13 protein-coding genes are annotated in these 16,701 nt (G+C 47.8%); 5 read left to right on the top strand and 8 right to left on the bottom strand.

Translation table 11 applies throughout. From position 1 onward, the window contains the following. Window positions 1-24 precede the first annotated feature (24 nt). Window positions 25-432, top strand: coding sequence for a DUF4870 family protein (locus NOG12_RS01355; RefSeq protein ID WP_313932206.1), 408 nt, complete (start codon window positions 25-27; stop codon window positions 430-432). A 103-nt stretch (window positions 433-535) separates the two neighbouring features. Here the strand turns inward: NOG12_RS01355 and NOG12_RS01350 are convergent, their stop codons facing one another. The 7 genes from NOG12_RS01350 to NOG12_RS01320 all read right to left on the bottom strand — a co-directional run bounded on the left by NOG12_RS01350 (window position 536) and on the right by NOG12_RS01320 (window position 8,617). Next, window positions 536-934: a YchJ family protein gene (locus tag NOG12_RS01350; RefSeq protein ID WP_228759458.1), complete on the bottom strand. Its 399-nt coding sequence runs from the start codon at window positions 932-934 to the stop codon at window positions 536-538. Then, window positions 927-1,796 carry a 23S rRNA pseudouridine(2604) synthase RluF gene (gene rluF, locus NOG12_RS01345; RefSeq protein ID WP_313932205.1) on the bottom strand — a complete coding sequence of 290 codons (870 nt, stop codon included), beginning with the start codon at window positions 1,794-1,796 and terminating at the stop codon, window positions 927-929. The genes NOG12_RS01350 and rluF overlap by 8 nt, the downstream gene beginning before the upstream one ends. Before the next feature lie 149 nt (window positions 1,797-1,945). Further along, on the bottom strand, window positions 1,946-3,130 hold the full coding sequence (gene prpF / locus NOG12_RS01340; RefSeq protein ID WP_313932204.1) for a 2-methylaconitate cis-trans isomerase PrpF: 1,185 nt from the start codon (window positions 3,128-3,130) through the stop codon (window positions 1,946-1,948). Between the two features lie 4 nt (window positions 3,131-3,134). Beyond that, a complete protein-coding gene (gene acnD, locus NOG12_RS01335) occupies window positions 3,135-5,729 on the bottom strand; it encodes a Fe/S-dependent 2-methylisocitrate dehydratase AcnD (protein ID WP_313932203.1) in 2,595 nt (864 codons plus the stop codon). A gap of 84 nt (window positions 5,730-5,813) precedes the next feature. Further along, complete coding sequence (gene prpC, locus NOG12_RS01330) at window positions 5,814-6,938, bottom strand: bifunctional 2-methylcitrate synthase/citrate synthase (protein WP_110075282.1); 1,125 nt, start codon at window positions 6,936-6,938, stop codon at window positions 5,814-5,816. Window positions 6,939-7,038: 100 nt separating this feature from the next. Continuing rightward, window positions 7,039-7,917 carry a methylisocitrate lyase gene (gene prpB / locus NOG12_RS01325; protein ID WP_153826082.1) on the bottom strand — a complete coding sequence of 293 codons (879 nt, stop codon included), beginning with the start codon at window positions 7,915-7,917 and terminating at the stop codon, window positions 7,039-7,041. A 1-nt stretch (window position 7,918) separates the two neighbouring features. Beyond that, the gene (locus NOG12_RS01320) at window positions 7,919-8,617 is read right to left on the bottom strand and encodes a GntR family transcriptional regulator (RefSeq protein ID WP_313932202.1); all 699 of its coding nucleotides are present in this window, start codon (window positions 8,615-8,617) and stop codon (window positions 7,919-7,921) included. A gap of 163 nt (window positions 8,618-8,780) precedes the next feature. Here NOG12_RS01320 and NOG12_RS01315 point away from each other — a divergent pair, with 163 nt between their 5' ends. Then, a complete protein-coding gene (locus NOG12_RS01315) occupies window positions 8,781-10,949 on the top strand; it encodes a putative bifunctional diguanylate cyclase/phosphodiesterase (RefSeq protein ID WP_313932201.1) in 2,169 nt (722 codons plus the stop codon). Here NOG12_RS01315 and NOG12_RS01310 read toward each other — a convergent pair. Then, the gene (locus NOG12_RS01310; RefSeq protein ID WP_313932200.1) at window positions 10,946-11,884 is read right to left on the bottom strand and encodes a mechanosensitive ion channel domain-containing protein; all 939 of its coding nucleotides are present in this window, start codon (window positions 11,882-11,884) and stop codon (window positions 10,946-10,948) included. The two genes, NOG12_RS01315 and NOG12_RS01310, sit on opposite strands and share 4 nt — an antisense overlap. Before the next feature lie 109 nt (window positions 11,885-11,993). On the opposite strand from NOG12_RS01310, the gene NOG12_RS01305 reads away from it, so the two are divergent. The 3 genes from NOG12_RS01305 to NOG12_RS01295 all read left to right on the top strand — a co-directional run bounded on the left by NOG12_RS01305 (window position 11,994) and on the right by NOG12_RS01295 (window position 16,656). Continuing rightward, window positions 11,994-12,611, top strand: coding sequence for a YceI family protein (locus NOG12_RS01305; RefSeq protein WP_313932199.1), 618 nt, complete (start codon window positions 11,994-11,996; stop codon window positions 12,609-12,611). Then, entirely contained in the window at window positions 12,611-13,081 is a 471-nt protein-coding gene (locus tag NOG12_RS01300; RefSeq protein WP_313932198.1) for a GNAT family N-acetyltransferase, read from the top strand. The genes NOG12_RS01305 and NOG12_RS01300 overlap by 1 nt, the downstream gene beginning before the upstream one ends. A gap of 101 nt (window positions 13,082-13,182) precedes the next feature. Further along, on the top strand, window positions 13,183-16,656 hold the full coding sequence (locus tag NOG12_RS01295) for a putative bifunctional diguanylate cyclase/phosphodiesterase (RefSeq protein ID WP_313932197.1): 3,474 nt from the start codon (window positions 13,183-13,185) through the stop codon (window positions 16,654-16,656). Window positions 16,657-16,701 lie beyond the last annotated feature (45 nt).

Genomic DNA, 16,701 nt, shown 5'->3' with positions numbered 1-16,701 from the left:
CATTATAACAAGGAGTTTTAGCTTATGACTGAGCAATCAAACACGACAGGACAACCGGCCCCAGAACCAGCAGCCACAATGAATTCAACAACAGTTCATGCCACTAATACTGTAGACCAAGACCAGAATAAAACCCTGACACTGGTCGTTTATATTCTGCAATTAGTATCTTGCTTTGTTGGCTTCACCAGTATTGTGGGGATTATTATTAACTACATCAAACGAGCTGAAGTTCGTGGCACTTACTTAGAGTCACACTTTACTTGGCAAATTCGCACCTTTTGGTGGATGTTAGTGTGGTCGCTCATTGGTTTAGTCACTACCTTCTTTGGCATCGGCTTTATCGTGCTATTGGTCGCAGCCGTCTGGTTTATCTATCGCGCCGTACGTGGCTTACTAAACTTGAACGATAACAAACCTATGCCGGTATAAGTTACTTACTTACGTTTCTAACTTTTGACCAAATCTCCCAGCAGTTGCAATGCATGTGGTTGTTTTGCACTGCTGGTTTTATCACCGCCGCGGCAAAGCTATTTTAGTGTTCAACGGAAATAGCGTTTAAGTACCACCAGCGGCCCTGTTCTCTAATAAATTCAGACTCTTCTTCCATTTCTGCAATACCATCTTCAGCTGCAAAGTAAGCAATAAAGTGCACGTAGCCACGATTTCCTTGGCTACCACTAGCAATGATTTGTAACTGAAGCCAAACCGGATTATCACTGAGTTCTAACTGCTCTGGTCGAGTGGAGGGATGCCAAGTAGCAGCAATATATTCCACTAGGTTGCGAGCAAATGCACTGTAGCGAGACCGCATCAGTTGCTCTGCTGTGCGTGGCAACTTGGTGCCAGTATGAAAAGGCCCACAGCAATTGGCATATTTTCCGCCACCGCAGGGGCACTTCTTACCCATATTCTTGGCTGGAAGATTAATCATAGCGACCACCTCGTCGGTTCTTGCGTGAGGCCGCAGAAGCTTGACGCTCTGAGCGCGAACCCGCTGATGCTGAAGCGACTTTCTGCGGCTTCGGGCGCCGACTTTTATGTCCCTCTGGTGCTAATCCAGTAGAGCCTTCAATGGCCGCCATAATATCAGCCAACTCGGCAGCATTTAGATTGCGCCATTGACCCACTTGAAGAGCACCTAGACGCACGTTCATAATGCGAGTTCGCTCTAATTTGCGCACCTCGTAGCCGAAGTATTCACACATCCGACGAATCTGTCGATTCATACCCTCAACTAGCGTTAACCGAAACACAAACGACGACAGTTGCTGTACCTTACAACGCTTGGTCATGGTTCCTAAAATAGGTACACCGTTAGCCATTCCCTTGATAAAATCGGCGGTAATAGGCTTATGAACCGTTACCAGGTACTCTTTTTCGTGGCGGTTACCCGCACGCAATATTTTGTTAACGAGATCGCCATTGCTGGTAAGAAATATCAGCCCCTGCGAGTCTTTATCTAACCGGCCAATGGGAAAGATCCGCTCTTTGTGGCCGACAAATTTTTGGATATTCTTAGGCTCAGCTGAATCGGTTGTGCTTACAATACCAACGGGCTTATTTAACGCAATGAAAACGAACTTATCTTTATTTTGAGCTGCTACTAGGCGGCCATTCACTCGCACTTCGTCGCTAGGCCCCACCTTGTCACCCACCACCGCAGGACGACCATTAAGTGTCACTTGGCCTTGCTCAATAAAGCGATCTGCCTCGCGGCGTGAGCACATACCACTTTCGCTGATGAATTTATTGAGACGCACGGCATCACGTGGAGATGATTGGTTGACTTGCATAGGTTAAAAAGCACCTTAATAGACGAAGATATCCGCTAAAGTGTATCAGAATCCGTGCCTTTAGATGAACTAAAAGCGACTAGCCAACAACAATCCATTCGCGCTTGTTGGCTAGCCTAGTAACACCGCTAAGCCCCGGTGTTGTAGTTTTAGTCTTGTGGTACGCGCACCCAGCCTTCCATCAGCACCCGAGCGCTACGGCTCATAATGGCCTTGGTCACCGTCCATTCACCATCCACTTGAGTAGCTTCAGCTCCCACTCGTAAAGTGCCTGATGGATGGCCAAAGACAACTTGGCTACGGTCGCCGCCGCCAGCAGCTAAATTAACCAAGGTACCTGGCACAGCTGCTGCTGTTGCTATCGCAACTGCTGCTGTTCCCATCATGGCATGGTGCAATTTACCCATTGACATAGCCCGTACCAACAGATCAATATCACCAGCATGAATTGCTTTACCACTGGCTGAAACATAATCTGCCGGAGCCGCCACAAAGGCAATCTTAGGAGTGTGCTGACGTGCCGCAGCAGCCTCAATAGAGTCGATTAACCCCATTTTAATCGCACCGTAAGCGCGCAGCTTTTCAAACATCAATAAGGCTTCAGCGTTCTCGTTGATGGCTCCTTGTAACTCAGTACCGGTGTAACCAATATCTGCGGCATTGACAAAAATCGTCGGGATGCCCGCATTAATAAAAGTTGCTTGCAATTTGCCAAGCCCTGGCACCTCAAACTCATCAACCAAATTGCCCGTGGGGAACATTGCTCCACCAGCACCGTCTTCGTCCGCTGCAGGATCAATAAATTCAACTTGTACCTCTGCCGCTGGGAACGTAACTCCATCTAGTTCAAAATCACCAGTTTCTTGCACTTCACCGTCAGTAATAGGCACATGCGCAATGATGGTTTTTTGAATATTTGCCTGCCAAATACGAACGACACAGATGCCGTTCGACGGAATCCGTTCAGCATCAACCAGACCATTGCTAATTGCAAACGAACCTACGGCTGCCGTTAGGTTGCCACAGTTGCCACTCCAATCAATAAATGGCTTGTCGATAGCTACCTGTCCGAATAGATAATCGACGTCATGGTCACTGCGGGTACTGCGGGATAAAATAACCGTTTTACTGGTACTGGAAGTAGCTCCGCCCATGCCGTCGGTGTGTTTGCCGTAAGGATCCGGACTACCAATAACACGCAGCAATAATTTATCACGTGCTGGCCCCGGCGTTTGCGCAGCTAGGGGCAAATCATCCAGTTTAAAAAAGACCCCTTTCGAAGTGCCGCCACGCATATACGTAGCGGCAATTTTTAATTGCGGAGCAAATGCCATAGGATTAAACCTCACCAGCTAAAAAGTCTTGAGCAAAACGTTGTAAAACACCGCCAGCTGCATAGATTGACACTTCTTCAGCAGTATCTAAGCGACACTTGGTAGGTACTTTTACCACTTCGCCGTTGGCCCGATGAATCACCAAAGTCATGGTCGCCCCCGGCTGCACCTCGCCCTCCACATCGAAGGTTTCAGTGCCATCAATAGCTAAAGTGTTACGGGTGGTACCCGCTTCAAATTCTAGCGGTAGCACTCCCATACCAATTAAATTGGTACGGTGGATACGCTCAAAGCCTTCTGCCACAATACACTCAACACCCGCTAAGCGAACACCTTTGGCAGCCCAATCTCGTGACGATCCTTGACCATAATCAGCGCCAGCAACAATAATCAATGGCTGCTTACGCTCCATGTAGGTTTCAATGGCTTCCCACATGCGCATCACTTTGCCATCGGGCTCTACTCGTGCTAAAGAGCCTTGAATCACCTCACCTTGATCGTTACGGACCATCTCATTAAAGAGTTTAGGGTTAGCAAATGTTGCTCGCTGTGCGGTTAAATGGTCACCACGGTGAGTTGCATAACTATTAAAATCTTCTTCGGGCAAACCCATCTTGGCTAAATATTCACCGGCTGCGCTGTCAGGTAAAATCGCATTGGATGGCGACAAGTGATCGGTCGTAATATTGTCACCTAACACAGCTAGCGGACGTAGGCCCTTTAAGCTGTTCCCTGCAGCAAATGAGCCCTCCCAATAAGGTGGGCGGCGAATATAAGTGCTCTGTGGACGCCAGTTATAAAGCGGTTCAGTCTTCTCACCATAATCAACGTTCAAACTAAACATAGGGTCGTAAACCGTACGGAACTGTTCTGGTTTAACCGCTTGTTTAACAATGGCGTCAATTTCTTCGTCGCTTGGCCAAATATCCTTTAAGGTAACAGGGTTACCCTGCTGGTCGAGACCTAGAACGTCTTTTTCGATGTCAAAGCGAATAGTGCCGGCAATAGCATAAGCCACAACTAACGGAGGTGATGCTAAGAATGCTTGCTTGGCGTATGGATGAATACGGCCATCAAAATTACGGTTACCAGAGAGAACCGCCGTTGAGAATAAATCTCGCTCGATAATTTCTTGCTGGATGTTTGGATCTAAAGCACCACTCATACCATTACAAGTTGTACAGGCAAAACCAACGACGCCAAACCCTAAGGTTTCGAGTTCTGGCAATAAGTTGGCATCTTCTAGGTACATTTTTACCGTTTTTGAGCCCGGTGCTAACGAGGTTTTCACCCAAGGCTTACGGGTTAAACCTAGTTTATTAGCATTACGTGCGATCAAGCCGGCCGCAATCATATTGCGTGGGTTGCTGGTATTGGTACAGCTGGTAATAGCCGCGATAATGACTGCGCCATCAGGCATCAAACCTGCTTCGGGCTGGTCAATATGCTTCGCAATACCACGTGCTGCCAAATCAGCTGTAGGTAGCAACGCATGCGGGTTAGACGGCCCAGCTAAATTGCGCTCAACAGCGGCTAAATCAAAGGTTAATACCCGCTCGTACTCAGCTGCCTTCATGCTATCCGCCCACAAGCCCGTGTGTTTGGCAAAGCGTTCAACTAGCTCAACTTGCTTGTCATCACGACCGGTAAGCTTCAAATAATCAATGGTTTGCTGGTCAATGTAGAACATGGCTGCAGTTGCACCATATTCTGGCGTCATATTTGAAATAGTCGCCCGATCACCTACTGACAAAGCATCAGCACCTTCGCCAAAGAACTCTAAGTAGGCTCCTACCACGCGCTCTTTCCGCAAAAACTGAGTGATAGCTAAGACCAAATCGGTACCAGTGATGCCTGGTTTAAGCTTGCCTGTTAGCTCTACCCCAATAATGTCGGGTAGACGCATGTAAGAGGCTCGTCCCAGCATCACGCTCTCGGCTTCTAGGCCACCTACCCCAACAGAAATGACGCCTAAGGCATCGACCATGGGGGTGTGGCTGTCGGTACCTACACAGGTGTCAGGAAAAGCCACGTTGTCACGCACTTGCACAACTGGCGACATTTTTTCTAGGTTGATCTGATGCATGATGCCGTTCCCTGGAGGGATAACATCAACGTTTTTAAAGGCTGTTTTAGTCCAGTTGATAAAATGAAACCGGTCGTCATTACGACGGTCTTCTATTTCTCGGTTCTTTTCAAAGGCATCTTTCTCAAAGCCAGCATGTTCTACTGCTAGCGAGTGGTCCACGATTAACTGGGTTGGTACCACCGGGTTAACCTTAGCTGGGTCGCCACCTTTAGCTGCAATTGCATCACGTAAACCAGCTAAATCAACGAGCGCTGTTTGGCCCAAAATATCGTGGCATACTACCCGCGCTGGGTACCATGGAAAATCCAGATCGCGCTTGCGATAAATCAATTGTTCAAGGCTGGCCGTTAACTCCGCGGGGTTACAGCGACGCACTAACTGCTCAGCTAAAATTTTAGACGTGTAAGGTAGGCGATCATATGCGCCTGGTTCGATAGCTTCTACCGCGGCACGGGTGTCGTAATATTGTAACGTTGTGCCTGGGAGCTGTTGACGAAATTCTTGATTCATGGCGGTCCCCTTAGATGAATAGGACAAAAGTGCTCCGACACACTGAATGTTTGCCGGAGCAACTAAGCTGGTGCGTACGCCGGTTTAACGGTCGGCTAACGCTGGAACTGGGCGCGGTGCAGGACCTGTATAGTCGGCACTAGGACGAATAATACGGTTATTTGCACGTTGCTCTTTTACGTGTGCAGTCCAACCACTTACCCGCGACATCACGAAGATTGGGGTAAACAATTTAGTTGGGATGCCCATGTAATGATAGGCCGAAGCATGGAAGAAATCGGCATTTGGGAACAATTTCTTCTCGCGCCACATCACTTCTTCACAACGCACAGATACATCGTACAGACGGCTATCACCAAACTCTTGCGAGAGCTTTTCTGACCACTCTTTAATGATATCGTTGCGTGGGTCAAATTCGCGATAAATAGCGTGACCAAAGCCCATGATTTTCTCTTTACGCTCTAACATGCCCATCAGCTGTTGCTCAGCGTCATCAGCGTTTTGCATATTCTCAATCAACTCCATTGCGGCTTCGTTTGCGCCACCATGCAATGGACCGCGTAACGAACCAATCGCACCGGTAACACATGAGAAAATATCAGAAAGGGTTGAAGCACATACCCGAGCAGTAAAGGTTGAAGCATTAAATTCATGCTCCGCATACAGAATCAATGAGGTATTCATGACATCCGTGTGTAATTTTGACGGCGCTTTATCATGCAATAAATGAAGGAAATGCGCGCCAATGGAATCATCGTCAGTGGCAGTTTCAATACGTTTGCCATCATGACTAAAGCGATACCAGTACAACAAAATACTAGGGAATGCGGCTAACATCCGCTCAATTTTTGCATCTGCTTCGCTAAAATCTTGCTCAGGTTCGATGTTGCCTAGAAACGAACAGCCGGTGCGCATCACATCCATCGGATGAGCATCAGCTGGAATGCGCTCTAGCACATCTTTCAATGCTTGTGGCAGTCCACGTTGTTGTTTAAGACGCGCTTTAAACTCAGCTAATTGTGTCGCGTTCGGTAACTCGCCACGTGATAATAAGTAAGCAACCTCTTCAAAACTCACTTTGTCGGCTAATTCTTTAATGTCATAGCCGTAATAGGTTAGGCCTGAGCCACTTTTACCTACCGTACAAAGTGCCGTTTCTCCTGCTACTTGACCGCGCAATCCGGCCCCTGTTAGTTTCTTATCAACCATGATTAACTCCTTATTATTGAAATCTTAAGGTGATAGCAGCTATTTGCTGACTGCCACCACCCCAATATCGATCTAGTTAAAACCCACTAGCGCTGTTGCTCTACTTTTTAAACAATGAATCTAATTTATCTTCAAAGGCGTGATAATTCAGAAAATCATACAGTTCAGCGCGGGTTTGCATGCTGTCTACTACGTCTTGCTGATGGCCTTTGGCTAAAATGCTTTCGTACACATTTAAGGCTGCTTTGTTCATGGCGCGGAAGGCACTAAGTGGGTATAGCACTAATTCAATACCAACCTCAGCTAGCTCATCTTTGCTAAACAACGGTGTTGCACCAAACTCGGTGATATTGGCTAAAACAGGTACGTTCAACGCATCGGTAAAGGCTTGATAATGTTCTAAAGTATGCACTGCTTCAGCAAAAATCGCATCAGCACCAGCTTCAACACAGGCTTGTGCACGTTCAATCGCTGCGGCGAGGCCTTCTTGCTGAAACGCATCGGTACGCGCCATGATGTAGAACTGATCATCAATGCGAGCATCTACTGCAGCTTTAACTCGGTCTACCATCTCTGCTTGTGACACGATCTCTTTGTTTGGGCGATGGCCACAACGTTTCTGCGCTACTTGGTCTTCAATATGAAAACCTGCCGCACCTGCGCGCGTCATTTCTTTCACCGTACGGGCAATATTAAAGGCTCCGCCCCAACCCGTATCAGCATCAACTAATAAGGGCACATCCGTTGCGCCAGTAATACGTCGAATATCTTCACACACGTCATTCAGTGACGTCATACCTAAATCAGGTAAACCAAATGAAGCATTGGCAACGCCGGCACCCGATAAATAAAGTGCTTGATGGCCAACCCGTGCTGCCATCATGGCGGTGTAAGCATTGATGGTGCCAACAATTTGCAACGGTTTGTTGGCGGCAATGGCTTGGCGAAACTTAGCGCCGGCACTGTGTACTTGAGTCATGTTATTTCCCCAATTGCTGTAGTTTAGATTCAATGTTGCCACGCGAGGCAGCGATGTGGCGGCGCATCAGCAGATCCGCCAGTTCACCATCGCGATTAGCGATGGCATTAATAATAGCTTTGTGTTCATCAAACGCACGCGACACGCGCGGACCATTCATCCCCAACTGAACTCGATACATTCGTACTAAAAAGTACAATTCATCGCATAACATATTGATGAGGTAAGGATTTTTGCTACCCATAATAATGCGATAATGAAAATCAAGATCGCCCGCCTCTTGATAATAGCTTTCACCTTCGCGTACTCGTTGGCTGGTGAGGTGTTGGTCTAGCAACTGGCGCAGCTGTTCAATTTCATGCTCATCCATGTTGGTGGCAGCCAAACGACAGGCTAAGCCCTCTAATTCTTCACGAATTTGGTATAAAGCTTGCAGCCCTGCGGTCGATAAGGTAACGACACGAGAGCCAGCATTAGGCGTTCGTTCAATCAAGTGGCAACGTTCTAGTCGCGCTAACGCCTCGCGCAAAGGCGCACGGCTGACATCAAAGCGCCGCGCCAATTCAGGTTCGCTGATTTTACTGCCCGCAGCAATGTCACCTGCTACGATTGCCCGTTGAATTTCATGTAAGACGCGATCAGCCGAAGTGACCGGCGAACGCCAGATAGGACTATGTATAGTGGCAGCTTCGGTTGTCATGACGTTACCCGATAGATTGTCGACAGCATCTTTGAATTGAGCTTATTCTACGCCCTTGGAAATGGAATTCCAAGGTTGAAATCAATTTTATTGTCGACAATTAAACTAAAGTCGCATGGGTTACGTTATTCATCAAGATGACTAACAAAGGATGTACAACAACATGCATGAAGCCCTAAGCCATTTTTTCGACCTCGGCCAATTCAAGTACAGCGCCATACCCGGTTCTCATCATTTAGGCTTGGTAATGTTGTCCTACCTAGCAGCATTAGTTGGTAGCTACACGTCGTTGTTAACTCTCAGCCGAGCAAAAAGCTATCGCCATGCCTTTTATCGCAACTTATGGTTATGGATAAGTGCCGCAATAGCCGGCGTGGCGGTCTGGAGTATGCATTTTATTGGCATGCTGGCATTTCAAATTCCACTGGCCATTCATCATGATACTGGGTTGACCATCCTCTCAGTGATACCTGCTATTTTAGCCAATGCTTACGCCCTGCACAGTCAACTACCGGCGCTCAATGATAATGCTCGCCAAACGGCCGCTACGGGCAGAACCATTAGCGCTGGCCTCGTGCTGGGGCTGGGGATTGGTGCGATGCATTATATCGGTATGGCAGCCATGCGTTTTAATGGCGCGTTAGTCTATGACATTACTTGGTTTCTCACCTCCTTAGTGGTAGCACTAAGCCTAGGTATCGTAGCCATGTTAACTTACCGCGGTCTGCTGCGTTTTGAACGTGATGGCCAATTACAGCGTCTAGTGAGTCGCTTGTTTCCTGCTGCCATCATCGCCGCAGCCATCAGCGGCATGCATTACACTGCGATGTTAGCGGCCCGTTTTTATAGCCAAGAAATAGCCATGCATGGCCATCAACACGATAATTGGTTGGCCTACGTGGTTTGGTTTAGTCTGATTGCAGCCACGATTGCGGCTACCCTTGGTAGTAAAGTTGACCAACGCTTTTACGCTCATGCTAAATCTCAACGCGAAGCTAGAAAAATGATCCGTACGATGGCCACCCAAGATAGTTTAACTGGCCTAGCTAATCGCGCGCTGTTGCTCGAGCATTTACAGCTTCTAAATCAGCAGCTCAAGCCAGATGCTAGCGCTGGTGCAGTTCACGTTTTAGCAATCTATGATTTAGATAAATTTAAAGCTCTCAATAACAGTTTTGGAAGCAGCTATGGCGATGTACTTCTCCAACAAGTAGCGCAACGTATTCTTGATTGGAGCAACGGCCATTATTTTGTCGCGCGATTGGGCGCCAATGATTTTGCTGTGGTCCTTCCCTGCCGCCAACGCGATGCCAATGTCGCAGAACAACAAGCTACCTTTGCTAAAATTCAGGCGCTGCGAGATCACCTTCAAGAAGAATACCAATTGGGCCATTATAGCCATCTGAGCACGGTGTCTGTTGGGGTAACCCGCATTGATGCATTCACGGCTCCGGAGACGACGCTGCAACAAGCAAGCTTAGCCCTTGCGCATGCAAAGCAACGACAAACAGGCATTGAATGTTACGACAACGAATTTTCATTAAAAGCGCAACAGCGCTTAGAACTTGAGGCCGACTTACGTAACGCTATCGAGAAACAGCAATTAGCTTTATTTTTACAACCGCAAGTGGATGCCGATGGCTCATGGGTAGGCGCAGAGGCACTTCTTCGGTGGCAACATCCACAACGAGGATTTGTATCCCCTGCTGAATTTATCCCGCTAGCAGAAGAAACGGGGCTTATTATTCAGGTGGGCCATTGGGTACTAGAACAAGCTTGCGCTATGTTAAAACAGTGGCAATACCACGCGCCCCTGAGCAACCTAGTGTTATCTATCAACGTCAGCGGCATGCAATTTCAGCAGCCCGACTTTGTTGAGCGAGTGCTGAATACGGTTAAACGTTACGGCGTTTGCCCAAGTAAACTTAAACTTGAAGTGACTGAAAGTTTATTACTACATGATGTCGAAGCTGTCGCCGAAAAAATGGCGCAGCTACGTGACCATGGCATTCACTTTGCGATTGATGATTTTGGTACCGGCTACTCATCATTATTGTATTTAGCAGAAATGCCGTTCGAGACACTCAAAATTGACGTTACTTTTGTCCGCGACATGCTAGTGATTCCATCCATGGCGTCGATTGTGGGAGCCATGATCCAGCTGGCTCACAGTTTAACAATGAATATTGTTGCCGAAGGGGTGGAAACGCCGGCTCAGCGAGATCATTTGCTCGCCAAAGGCTGTGACCTACTGCAAGGCTACTTGTACGCGCCAGCGCTGCCGCAAGCTGAGTTCGAGCAACATTTCGCTACCAGTGCTGATACGGATTAAGTAAGCGGTGGCGTGATGATTTCCGCAGCAGTCTCGGTGCTGCTGCGCCCACTTTTGCTGACACTTATCTCAGCAGTGCTATTCTTGTTGGTAAAATCATGGTGCTCAAACACTTCCGTTAAGATAGCTTGTTCTAAATAGCTACGCATTCCAGCTTTAGCCGGAAACCGAACAATTAAGTGTATTTCACCAGCAACGGGAGCCGTGATGGTAACGCGCGGATCCACTGAGGGTACATCTATGCCTCGATGATCGCTCATGCGTTGCATATAGCGCCGGGCAAATTCGAGGATATCGGCACAATGCCGATTAGCCGATTCTAAAAACGCAGCTTGTGCTGCACGCCAGTTGTCTTCACGTTTAAAAGGAACGGTAAACACATGTAAGACAAAATCATGGGTGTAGCTTTCATTAATGATCGGCTCCGACACAAACAACGAATTAGGGATAGCTATCATGCGCCCGGTTCGTTGGTGACTGTGCTTGCCCGGCCCTACTTCTAATAGAGTGGTCGCCAGTAGGTTTTGATCAATCACATCACCACGAAAATCTTTGATTTGAATTCTATCGCCGATACTAAACGAACTACTGCCGGACTTAACTAAACTGCCCGTTAAGCACATGATAAGCTCTTTGGTTGCCACCACAAACGCCACTGCAATGGCCACAATACCTAGCGCTAACGTGCGCAATTCTTCCGCCCATATCAGCATTAAGCCCAGCATCATCAACAGCAACAAACCATTGCGCGTTTGCACTAACCAACGCCGCCTTAATTCGGTAGTACTGACACTTTTGCGAATAAACTTAGCCAATATCGCCCGTACCAATAAAATCGCCGACACTAAAATCAAAGTCGCAATTAGGGGCTTGGTGATGTTACCGGTTAATTCAAATTCCGAGATAACTTGGCGTAAAGTGTCTGCAACTTGCATGGCGGTCTCGTTGATTTACTCGTACAATGTGCTGGTGAACAATCATAATACTTATTGCGTAATAATAACATGTCGATACGGCTATATCCTCTACAGAAACAAGGAGCTTATGATGTTGCAATTACCTTTTACCAAATTTAAACAGTTGGCACTACACACGATTGCTGCCGGCAGCCTATTGGGATTAAGCGCCACCGCTACGGTACAAGCAAGTGAATGGCAATTAGATAGCGAATTATCACAGCTACATTTTGTTTCGGTCAAAAACGATGTGGTTGCAGAAGTGCATCGTTTTACTGACCTACAAGGCCAGTGGCTCGACAGCCAAGTAAGCATCGAAATCCCGGTGATTAGCTTAGATACACTGATACCCATTCGCAATGAACGCATGCTGAAGCACCTGTTTGACTCTGACAATTACACAGTTGTGACTGCCACAGCTACGGTAGAAGAAGCCCCGCTGTTGCGCTTACAAGTGGGCGAGAGCTTACCTCTGAGCTTACCCTTAAGTGTGTTTATTGCCGGCGAGACTGAGAAACTGAATGCCACCTTGCAGGTCACACGCTTGGCGGAAAATCGTTTTTTAGCAACCACCGTACAACCGCTGATGATTGATACTCAAGCGTTTAAATTAGCCGAGGGGATTAATCAGTTACGTGACATTGCCGGATTAAAACGGATTGATTACAGCGTACCTGTGACTTTCTCGGTGCAATTTACTCGCTAATGGCTGCCCTAAATGTACGTATCGCAACTGCAGCCGATGTGCTGCAGTTAGCTGCGCTAGAATACGACCAGTACGGTGCCGAAGCTTATCCCGCCCCACTCTTCTATCAAGCGCTCGCGCAGTGGCCGCACTTGCAATGGCTCGCAGAGGGCACCGGGCTATCGACTAGGACTGAGCAGTTAGCGGGTTACATCATGGCCGCCCCCGACCAACAACCCGAGTGCTGCTGGATCATGTCGGTGTTAGTTAATTCCGCTTGGCGTGGACAAGGCGTAGGCAAACAATTGTTACAAGCATGGCTTGAGCATCTACCGCCGGGTTATCGTGAAGTAAAGCTCACTGTTGCCCCCAACAATACCGCAGCCATTGGGCTGTATCAGCAGTTAGGGTTTACCGAACAAGCCTATTTAGCTGACTTTTTAGGCCCGGGCGAAGACCGCTTGTTGCTGAGTTGTGACCTACACCCATAAAATATCCTGAATCAACCCTGTGACAACGGTTGACCAAGTCCGCTTGGTTCTCATATAGTGCTGTTTACATAAGAATTACAAGAAAACGATAACAGCCAACTATGACATCATTCAGAGTCCATCCGGCGGTGATTTCCGCAGCATTATTCACTGGATTAGCCGCCACTGCGACCATCGGCGCTTGGGGGTTGTTGACCAACCTCATCAGCCCTCCTACGGGCTTATTCGATCGCATGCTTTCTAACACCTCCGCAGCTATTTGTGTGGCCATTGCTGCGGCGTTATTGGGGCTGTTAACGGCACGACGTTGGCTGCAAATATCCGCAGGTGCGGTGATCGTTGGCTTCGCCTTACATAGTCTATTGGTACACTCGAGCTTAAACCGCGTATTTTTTATGCCGTGGCTCGCCAACTACGAAGCGGTGTTATACACCCCCATGGTTGCCTTGTTCATGTTGCTTGGCACCATGCTTATGCTCAATCCTCGCGGTATAGTGCAGCGGCTGTGGGTGCGCACCCTAGCATTAGTGGTGATCATTGCCAGTAGTATTATTTTAGTCGCTCATTTTGATTCTCGCGGCTTTATGATTTTTGGCCCGCATCCCGATATTACCGGGGTTGCAGGTATTCTTTTATTACTGATAGGGATTGCTTTTCTACTTGCTAGTCATCGCCAAGCACCCCCTATACGAATGCCTAACCGCACCGCCTCGAGTCTAGGTGGTTTAGCCGTATTTATTACCTGCTCAACCTGGTTCTATATGGGGCAAAGCCATTTGCAGTTAATTCAAACAGCTGCTGATGATGGCCTACAACGGGTTGCAAAAGCTCGGATTCAAATGGCCCATGTCAATGTCCAACTACTTGAGCGTATGGTTGAACGCTGGCGGGTCGCAGATGATCGGCTCGCGATTGATATGCAACAATCAGATGTGCAGGCCTACATGCGGGATATCCCTCATATCTTATCGATTTCGTTACTCGACTCCCAAGCACAACCGCTCTGGCGCTTTGACCGCGATGACAGTTTTGCCCTAGCAGCGGAAGTTCTGCGTGATGCAGAAGTGCAACAATGGTTGGCACAACAACCTCAACAAACTCAGTATCTCATCCCTCCCCTGCGTTTTGCCAAGCGTGATCTACCCGCCGTGGCACTGCTGTTGGTGCCGGTAAATCGAGTGAGTAGTCAGCCGGGCTACCTACTCACTACGCTTAATTTGAACAGAATGATGAACCCTGATACGCGGGTGTCAGATGATGAAATTAAAATCTATACGCAGCTGGGTAGTGGCTTTGTGCGTAGTTTTGACGAGGGCAAGCCATCTCATGGCCATGAAGTGGTGCTCGCTTCCACGTTACTTGAGATACCTCACGGGCCAAACTTAACCCTAACGGCTACTTTACATAGCTTTGCTGACCTCAATCGTGCTGCCGGTATGCGTAGCGTCATTGTGGCCTTGGGCCTATTGTTTAGCATGGCCTTTTTGCTGATGTTTCAACAAAACCGGCTGATGCGTGAACAGCAGTTGTCACTCGGCTTAAGCGAACAGCGCTACCGCTCGCTGTTTGATAACAACCCAGACCCAGCCTTTTCGTTAGATATTAATGGCTGCCTCAGTCAGGTGAACGATGCTTTCTGCAAGCTGTTGCAGTTGCCTCGCGAACAAATACTTGGCATGCATTACAGTAAGCTAATACCAAGCAGTCAACATCCATCGGTTGCTGCTTTGTTTGAACAAGTGCTAGCTGGCCATAGTCAGCGCTACGAGGTCACCGCCATAGCTGCGCATGGGCAGGAGATAGACTTAGATCTGACCAACCTGCCCATCAAAATAAACGAACACATACTGGGTACCTTTGGGGTCGCCAAAGATATTACCCAAACCAAAAAAGATGCTGAACAACGGCTGCTGCTTAGTCGCGGCATTGATAGTGGCGTCAATGGTATTGTCATTGCCGATGCGAATGTGATTGGGTTCCCAGTGGTTTATGTGAACAAAGTGTTCCAACAGATAACAGGGTATTCCTATCACGAGATCGTGGGGAAAAGCTGTGCTTTGTTACAAGGCCCTGAGACCGATCCAGTTACGGTTACCGAAATCGCGCAAGCGCTGCGTGAAAAACGAGATTTTCGTACGCAAATACTTAATTATCGCAAAGATGGTAGTAGTTTCTGGAATGATTTATACCTGTCGCCAGTACGAGATGAACAAGGCAACGTCACTCACTTTTTGGGAGTACAGCATGATGTTACTGAACAGGTTGCAGATAAAGAGCAACTCGCCTATCAGGCCAGCCATGATGCACTCACTGGTTTAGCCAACCGCTTCAGTTTAGAGCAGCACCTACAAAGCTTAGTGCAGCGTCAACAACAAGGGCATGCGCCAGGTACTTTGGCCGTGTTATTCATCGATTTAGATGGCTTTAAGCCAGTGAACGACAGTCTTGGTCTCAAAGTTGGCGACACGATTCTGCAACAGGCGGCTGAGCGCCTGCAGCGACTTATTCAAGCTCCGCATTTTATCAGCCGCTTTAGCGGCGATGAGTTTGTTGCTGTAATCAGCGAAATTGAGGATACCAGCACGGTAACAAGCCTAGTTCAACAGCTGATGGATGTCATTGATGAACCCTACCATGTCGAGGGCCACAATATTTACATTTCAGCGAGTATTGGGGTGACCTATTACACTCGGAAGATAAAGCAGCCGTTGGAATTGATTCAGCAAGCTGATATAGCCATGAGCCAGGCTAAATTACAGGGCCGTAATCACTTCCAGATTTATCAAGCCGCCAACAATGATAACTATCAAGCGAATGTTATTTTAAGGAGTGAATTTCAGCAAGCCATTGATGATGATGCGTTACAGCTTCATTACCAGCCTATTATTGATTTGCATAGCGGCCGCGTGGTTACCGTTGAGGCGTTGATGCGTTGGATAACTCCAGATGGCAGGTTCATTTCACCGGGCGAGTTTATTCCACTGGCTGAGTCTACCGGACAAATTATTCCAGCTGGGCGTTGGGCGCTGCGTAAAGCCTGCACCGATGTGCACGAGATGCAACAATTTGGCGCTATCCGAGTTGCGGTAAACTTATCTGCTTTACAATTTCACCGTGCTGACTTTTTCGATCAGGTACAGAACATTCTCGAGGAAACGGGCACCCCTGCCGATCTCCTCGAATTAGAACTGACTGAGAGTATTCTTATGGAGAACTCACATCATACCATCGAGGTTCTACAGCGCTTTAAAGAGGTTGGTATTCGAGTTGCGATTGATGATTTTGGTACCGGCTTTTCTGGGCTGAGTTACTTAAAGAAGCTCCCGGTTAGCAAGCTTAAAATTGACCGTATTTTTGTGCAAGACATAGACCAATCTGCAAGTGATCAGGCGATCACTTCTGGGGTCATCAATATGGCCACCCAGGTTGATATGGAAGTGATTGCTGAAGGTGTCGAAACCCTAGCGCAAATTACTATGCTCAAACAGCTAGGCTGCGGCTACATTCAGGGTTTCTACTATGCCAAGCCTATGCCGTTAGAAGAGCTTAAAGTTTATTTGGCTCAGCACGCATAAGCAAGATTGTTAAAGCACTTGTGATGGCCTAAAAAAAGCCCCACT

This window comes from Pseudidiomarina fusca, from assembly GCF_032227045.1.
Taxonomy (GTDB): Bacteria; Pseudomonadota; Gammaproteobacteria; order Enterobacterales; family Alteromonadaceae; genus Pseudidiomarina; species Pseudidiomarina fusca.
The sequence above is the reverse complement of the archived record's forward strand: the minus strand, read 5'-3'. Positions and strand labels throughout refer to the sequence as shown.

What these genes read in the sequence shown, in the direction of transcription:
- NOG12_RS01310 (WP_313932200.1), bottom strand. Translation starts at nt 11,884, where the DNA reads ATGCAAGTTGCAGACACTTTACGCCAAGTTATCTCGGAATTTGAATTA.
- rluF (WP_313932205.1), bottom strand. Translation starts at nt 1,796, where the DNA reads ATGCAAGTCAACCAATCATCTCCACGTGATGCCGTGCGTCTCAATAAA.
- NOG12_RS01320 (WP_313932202.1), bottom strand. Translation starts at nt 8,617, where the DNA reads ATGACAACCGAAGCTGCCACTATACATAGTCCTATCTGGCGTTCGCCG.
- acnD (WP_313932203.1), bottom strand. Translation starts at nt 5,729, where the DNA reads ATGAATCAAGAATTTCGTCAACAGCTCCCAGGCACAACGTTACAATAT.
- NOG12_RS01305 (WP_313932199.1), top strand. Translation starts at nt 11,994, where the DNA reads ATGATGTTGCAATTACCTTTTACCAAATTTAAACAGTTGGCACTACAC.
- NOG12_RS01315 (WP_313932201.1), top strand. Translation starts at nt 8,781, where the DNA reads ATGCATGAAGCCCTAAGCCATTTTTTCGACCTCGGCCAATTCAAGTAC.
- prpB (WP_153826082.1), bottom strand. Translation starts at nt 7,917, where the DNA reads ATGACTCAAGTACACAGTGCCGGCGCTAAGTTTCGCCAAGCCATTGCC.
- NOG12_RS01355 (WP_313932206.1), top strand. Translation starts at nt 25, where the DNA reads ATGACTGAGCAATCAAACACGACAGGACAACCGGCCCCAGAACCAGCA.
- prpC (WP_110075282.1), bottom strand. Translation starts at nt 6,938, where the DNA reads ATGGTTGATAAGAAACTAACAGGGGCCGGATTGCGCGGTCAAGTAGCA.
- NOG12_RS01300 (WP_313932198.1), top strand. Translation starts at nt 12,611, where the DNA reads ATGGCTGCCCTAAATGTACGTATCGCAACTGCAGCCGATGTGCTGCAG.
- NOG12_RS01295 (WP_313932197.1), top strand. Translation starts at nt 13,183, where the DNA reads ATGACATCATTCAGAGTCCATCCGGCGGTGATTTCCGCAGCATTATTC.
- NOG12_RS01350 (WP_228759458.1), bottom strand. Translation starts at nt 934, where the DNA reads ATGATTAATCTTCCAGCCAAGAATATGGGTAAGAAGTGCCCCTGCGGT.
- prpF (WP_313932204.1), bottom strand. Translation starts at nt 3,130, where the DNA reads ATGGCATTTGCTCCGCAATTAAAAATTGCCGCTACGTATATGCGTGGC.